The organism is Comamonas sp. w2-DMI (assembly GCF_040187735.1).
Classification (GTDB): Bacteria; Pseudomonadota; Gammaproteobacteria; order Burkholderiales; family Burkholderiaceae_C; genus Comamonas; species Comamonas terrae.
In genome coordinates this window covers 1-5218 of record NZ_JBANEL010000061.1, presented here as the reverse complement: position 1 = coordinate 5218, position 5218 = coordinate 1, and the positions used below count along the sequence as shown (strand labels likewise).

Below are 5218 nucleotides of genomic sequence, written 5' to 3'. Positions count from 1 at the left end.
AAGCCCGGGGCTGGTGGAAACATCGGTGCCGATCTAGTGTTCCGGGCACCGCCGGACGGAATGACTGTGCTGGCCTCCCCTCCGGGGCCCATCGCCATCTGACCTGCTCCCCGTAAACCGGGCCAGTCGGAATCTAGTAAAGTCCGTTTTCGAAGAGGAAGACGGACATGAAGAAGCGCTTTTCGGAAGAACAGATCATCGGCTTCCTGAAGGAAGCGGAGGCGGGCCTGCCGGTGAAGGAGCTGTGCAGGAAGCATGGGTTCAGTGACGCCTCGTTCTACACGTGGCGCGCGAAGTTCGGCGGCATGGAGGTGTCGGAAGCCCGTCGGCTCAAGGAGCTGGAAGCCGAGAACGCGAGGCTGAAGAAGCTGCTGGCCGAGGCGATGCTCGATATGGAAGCCCTGAAGGTGGTCGTGAAGGGAAAGCCCTGAGCCCGCAGGCCAGGCGCGAGGCGGTCGCGGCGATTCGGCAGAAGGTCAATGTCTCCGAGCGCCGTGCCTGCCGGCTTGTCGGGCTTTCGCGCAGCGTGCTGCATTATGAAGCGCAGCCGGACCACGAGAATGAGGCGCTCAAGGCGCGCCTCATCGAGCTGGGGCACCAGAGGCGGCGTTTCGGCTATCGGCGGCTACACGCGCTGCTGGCGCGCGAAGGAAGGCACGTAAACCACAAGCGCGTGCACCGGCTGTATCGCGAGGCCGGACTGGCCGTGCGGCGCCGGCGACGGCGCCACGGCGTGATGGTCGAGCGCGAGCAGCTGGCTTTGCCGAGTACGCCGAACGAGGTGTGGTCCCTCGATTTCGTGATGGACGCATTGTCCAACGGGCGTCGCCTGAAGTGCCTGACCATTGTCGACGACTTCACCAAGGAAGCGGTCGAGATCGTGGTGGACCACGGCATCTCGGGTCGGTATGTGACGCGCGTGCTGGACCGGGTGGCGCGCTTCAGGGGCTACCCGAAAGCGTTGCGCACGGACCAGGGACCCGAATTCACGAGCCGCGCGCTGGACCAGTGGGCCTACGCCAACGGCGTGACGTTGAAATTGATTCAGGCGGGCAAGCCGACGCAGAATGCGTACATCGAGTCGTTCAATGGCAAGTTTCGTGACGAGTGTCTGAACGAGCACTGGTTCACGACGCTCGCCCACGCCCGGGCCGTGGTGTCGGCATGGCGCCGGGACTACAACGAGGCACGGCCGCACAGCGCATTGAACTACCAGTCGCCGGCCGAATTCGCGGCGAAGCATCCGGCACCAGTAGGCGCTCCTGTCTTGCAGGAGCATGTTTGAACAGGACTTTACTAGAAGCTCCGTGGCCCTATCGAAGGGGGCAGGTCAGCTAATCATTGGTGGTTACCCTAGCTGTTATACCGCAAAAGATGCACTATCCTTCGTATATTAGAGATCTAACTAAATGATAAGTAAGAAAAATAATGCTGCGGAATTTCACAGAGTGTGACGTCGGAAACGAGTTCAAGCTATACGAGCGGATGGAGGTCGCCAGCGATATGTTAGCTGCTCGACGGAGGACCAATCTCGGCACTATGCGATTCGCTGTGTCGTTCCTTAGTCATTACGCACTAAATAGTCTAGCTGCTTAGTCGATGCAAACATTTGTCGCGATTGGAGCCGCCATCACGCTAAACAACCGTCGATCGACTCAATGAACGACTGCGCTGTCCGGACCGGGAACGACGGCCGCCAACGGCAAAAGTTGGCGAGCGCTATCTGTCTCTATTCTCATCAGCATGACCAATTTTCCTACAGTCCTATATTGACTATTCCTGTCGTCAGTAATTCACGGAGAAAAACATGAGCAACGCGTCGCATCCGCAACCCGTTACAGCTGCCGAAAATTATCGCGGCGTATGGGGTCATCGCATTGGTTTCGGCACCAAAGCGGCAATTCTCGTTATCGATTTCGTCAAAGCTTATACGCTCGAACATGCGCCGCTATACGCGCCGGGCGTCGCTCCGGCCGTCCGCGAAACCATAGGCGTCCTTGACGCTGCGAGAAGGCATGGCGTGCGCGTTATCCATACGGTCGTGAGCCACCAGTCGTCCGACTTTGCGGACGCCGGCGTATGGGCTCTTAAGGCACCAGTTGTGAAATGCTTGGCCGAGAAACCGTTCAACGAAGTGTGCGAAGGCGTCGAGCCACTTCCCAGCGAGTTAGTCATAAGCAAGCAATATGCAAGCGCCTTCTTCGGTACGAGCCTTGCGGCAACACTCACCGCCGCGCAAGTCGACACCCTGATTTTAACGGGCTGCTCGACGAGTGGCTGCGTACGCGCCACCGCCGTCGATGCAGTTCAGAACGGTTTTCGCGTAATCGTTCCGCGGGAATGTGTAGGTGACCGGCATAGCGGCCCTCACGAGGCGAACCTCTTCGACATCGATAGTAAGTATGGCGATGTTGTTAGCAAGCAGGAAGTTCTTGATTTCATTGAACGCCCGCGAAGCGTTCGGTAAAGACTAGGCGAAATTTGTTACTAACAGGAGAACAACTAATGAATAAACTGACTCAAACGAGCCACTATGACTACCAACCCATCATCGACCGCGCGCCACTCAAGTTTCCCAATGGCGCTCGCGTGGCTGTCGTTCCTTACATCAACATTGAGCACTTCCCTGAAGACATTCCCGGTACCGCGATCGTCCCCGCCACGGCGAGGTTCATTCCTGACGCACTGAACTATGGTTGGCGTGACTATGGAAATCGCGTTGGACTGTGGCGAATCATGGACATCATGGACGCGTTGCACATGCGTGGCACAGTCTGTCTGAACTCGGACATCATCACCGAATACCCACGCATCATCGAGGAAGGCGAGCGCCGCAACTGGGCTTGGATTGGTCACGGAATCAACAATGCACCTACCAATTTTCTTGCCGATATCGATGAGGACAGGGAGCGGACTATCATCCGGACAGTGCTTGAGAAGATGGAAAAAGTGCTCGGGCGCAAGACTAAAGGTTGGCTTGGACCCTTTCTCACGGAAACGCTCAACACGCCACACATCTTGGCAGAGTTGGGTGTCGAATATCTCTGCGACTTCACCGCGGACGACCAGCCGTTTAAATTTAACACACGTTCGGGAAGCCTCATTTCGGTACCCTACTCTCTTGAACTCAACGATCTCCCCGCTTTCATGAGCATCGGTGTCTCGCCGGCCGACTTCGGAGACATGATTGTCGATCAGTTCGACGTTCTGTACGAAGAGGGGCAGGATAACGCCCGTGTAATGCCCATCTGTCTGCACACTTTCCTGGTCGGCCAGCCATTCCGCGCGAAGCATTTGAGGCGCGCGTTCGAACACATCGCCCGTCATTCAGGCGTCTGGTTTGCGACGGGCGATGAGATCAATGACTGGTATCGGAGCAGCGTCATCGCGGCGTAGCGTGCCTGATAAGTCGCGCACGCTGCGTGGAAAATTGGCGAGCCAATTTCAATTAATAACGCTGATTGCATCGATTGAAACGACGGATCCGTCCGATCACTCTCAGATAGTGCCCATGTCGACGAAAGTCAGCCATAACGAAGCCTATGTCGGCCTAAAAATGCCCAGCGGGATCATTCTCATAGGGCACGTCTGAGCTTCGAATGAGTATTGAAAAGTAAGAGGAAGGAGTTCCGGTAATACCCCCTGAAATCCACCGCTGGGAGAAGTAGAATTTTCTCGTTAAGAGGGAGTTCTGCAGATGAAGAAGTCGAGATTCACAGATAGCCAGATATTGGAGGCGCTCAAGCGCGCGGAGGCTGGGCTTGCGGTGCCGGAGCTATGCCGGGAACTGGGCATCAGTTCGGCAACGTTCTACAAATGGCGCTCGAAGTACGGCGGGATGGACGCGTCGATGATGTCGCGCATGAAGGAGCTCGAGGCGGAGAATGCCCGGCTGCGCAAGATGTACATCGAGGAGAAGCTCAAGGCTGAGATTGCCTCGGAGGCGCTGCAAAAAAAAGTTCTGAAGCCATCTCGCCGGCGCGAGATGGCAAAGCAGGTTGTGCAACAGCGCCGCGTGTCAATTCGTGTGGCGTGCACAGTGTTCGGCATCAGCGAGTCGTGCTACCGATACGAGGCGAAGTTGAACACGGAGAACGAAGAGATTGCAGACTGGCTGATGCGTATCACGGGCTGTCATCGCAACTGGGGCTTTCTGCTGTGCTATTACTACTTGCGTAACGTGCAGGGATTCGGGTGGAACCACAAGCGCATCTACCGGATTTATCGGGAGCTGGAGCTGAACCTGCGCATCAAGCCGAAGAAACGCTTGGTGCGCGAAACGCCGCAGCCGCTGTCGGTGCCGCATGCCATCAACGAAGTGTGGTCAATGGACTTCATGCATGACCAGCTCGTTGACGGGCGCAGCATCCGGACGCTGAACGTGATTGATGATTTCAACCGCGAGGCGCTGGGCATTGAGGTGGATTTCTCGCTGCCGTCCGAGCGGGTGATTCGCAGTATGCAGCTGGCGATCCCATCTTGAATGCACCGCTTGAAGCGGGCATCGTCCCCACGATGGAGGATCGTGGAGACGATGGAAAATTCTTTGAATCAAGACCGCCCACGGCGGCGTGAGTACAGCAAGCAATTCAAGGCAGAGGTGCTGGACCGCTGCGCCCAGCCTGGCACCAGCGTAGGCGGCGTGGCCCTGGCGCACGGCCTGCACTCGAACATGGTGCACCGCTGGATCCGTGAACAGCGAGAGCGGCAAGCAGCGGTACCGCCCGCATTCGTACCTTTGACGGTGCCGACTGTCCCATTCATTCCAGCAGCGCTCCCTGCCAGGCAGGCTGAGCCTGCTGGCGAGCAGCCCTTGCCCGAGGTTGATCTGCAGATCCAGCGCGGCGAATTGCTGGTGCGCCTGCAATGCCCGCTGTCGCAATGCGGGGCAATTCTGCGCGAGCTCTTGCGATGATCCGCATCGACGCCGCCTGGCTGGCCACGGCCCCGCTGGACATGCGCGCCGGCACCGACACGGCGCTGGCCCGGGTCGTCACCGTCTTCGGCGCAGCCCACCCCCACCACGCCTATCTGTTTGAACCGCCCCGGGTTTTGAGGAGGCTCCAACACTTGAGAAGATGGAGCTATGACCAAGTCAAACAAGTTCTCACCCGAGGTCCGCGAGCGTGCCGTACGCATGGTGCAGGAGCACCGAGCCGACTACCCTTCGCTGTGGGCAGCCATTGAATCAATAGCCCCCAAGATTGGCTGCGTGCCG

At 57.9% G+C, this 5218-nt stretch carries 4 protein-coding genes and 2 pseudogenes; all 6 read left to right on the top strand.

The window, feature by feature from the left end:
- Positions 1-167 precede the first annotated feature (167 nt).
- Positions 168-1285, top strand: a protein-coding gene (locus V8Z74_RS25935; protein WP_370512851.1) for an IS3 family transposase whose coding sequence is annotated in 2 segments (ribosomal slippage) — positions 168-426 and positions 426-1285 — 1119 coding nt in all. Because the reading frame shifts where the segments join, the coding sequence is not laid out codon by codon here.
- Between the two features lie 522 nt (positions 1286-1807).
- Positions 1808-2467 carry an isochorismatase family protein gene (locus V8Z74_RS25930; RefSeq protein WP_064491741.1) on the top strand — a complete coding sequence of 220 codons (660 nt, stop codon included), beginning with the start codon at positions 1808-1810 and terminating at the stop codon, positions 2465-2467.
- Between the two features lie 38 nt (positions 2468-2505).
- The gene (locus V8Z74_RS25925) at positions 2506-3396 is read left to right on the top strand and encodes a polysaccharide deacetylase family protein (RefSeq protein ID WP_222864884.1); all 891 of its coding nucleotides are present in this window, start codon (positions 2506-2508) and stop codon (positions 3394-3396) included.
- A gap of 301 nt (positions 3397-3697) precedes the next feature.
- Positions 3698-4474: pseudogene (locus V8Z74_RS25920) on the top strand (IS3 family transposase); the annotation flags it as partial.
- Between the two features lie 60 nt (positions 4475-4534).
- Positions 4535-4915 (top strand): IS66-like element accessory protein TnpA, encoded by a 381-nt coding sequence (gene tnpA / locus V8Z74_RS25915; protein WP_349712252.1) that lies wholly within the window; start codon positions 4535-4537, stop codon positions 4913-4915.
- A gap of 171 nt (positions 4916-5086) precedes the next feature.
- Positions 5087-5218: pseudogene (locus V8Z74_RS25910) on the top strand (IS3 family transposase); the annotation flags it as partial.

What these genes read in the sequence shown, in the direction of transcription:
- tnpA (WP_349712252.1), top strand. Translation starts at nt 4,535, where the DNA reads ATGGAAAATTCTTTGAATCAAGACCGCCCACGGCGGCGTGAGTACAGC.
- V8Z74_RS25930 (WP_064491741.1), top strand. Translation starts at nt 1,808, where the DNA reads ATGAGCAACGCGTCGCATCCGCAACCCGTTACAGCTGCCGAAAATTAT.
- V8Z74_RS25925 (WP_222864884.1), top strand. Translation starts at nt 2,506, where the DNA reads ATGAATAAACTGACTCAAACGAGCCACTATGACTACCAACCCATCATC.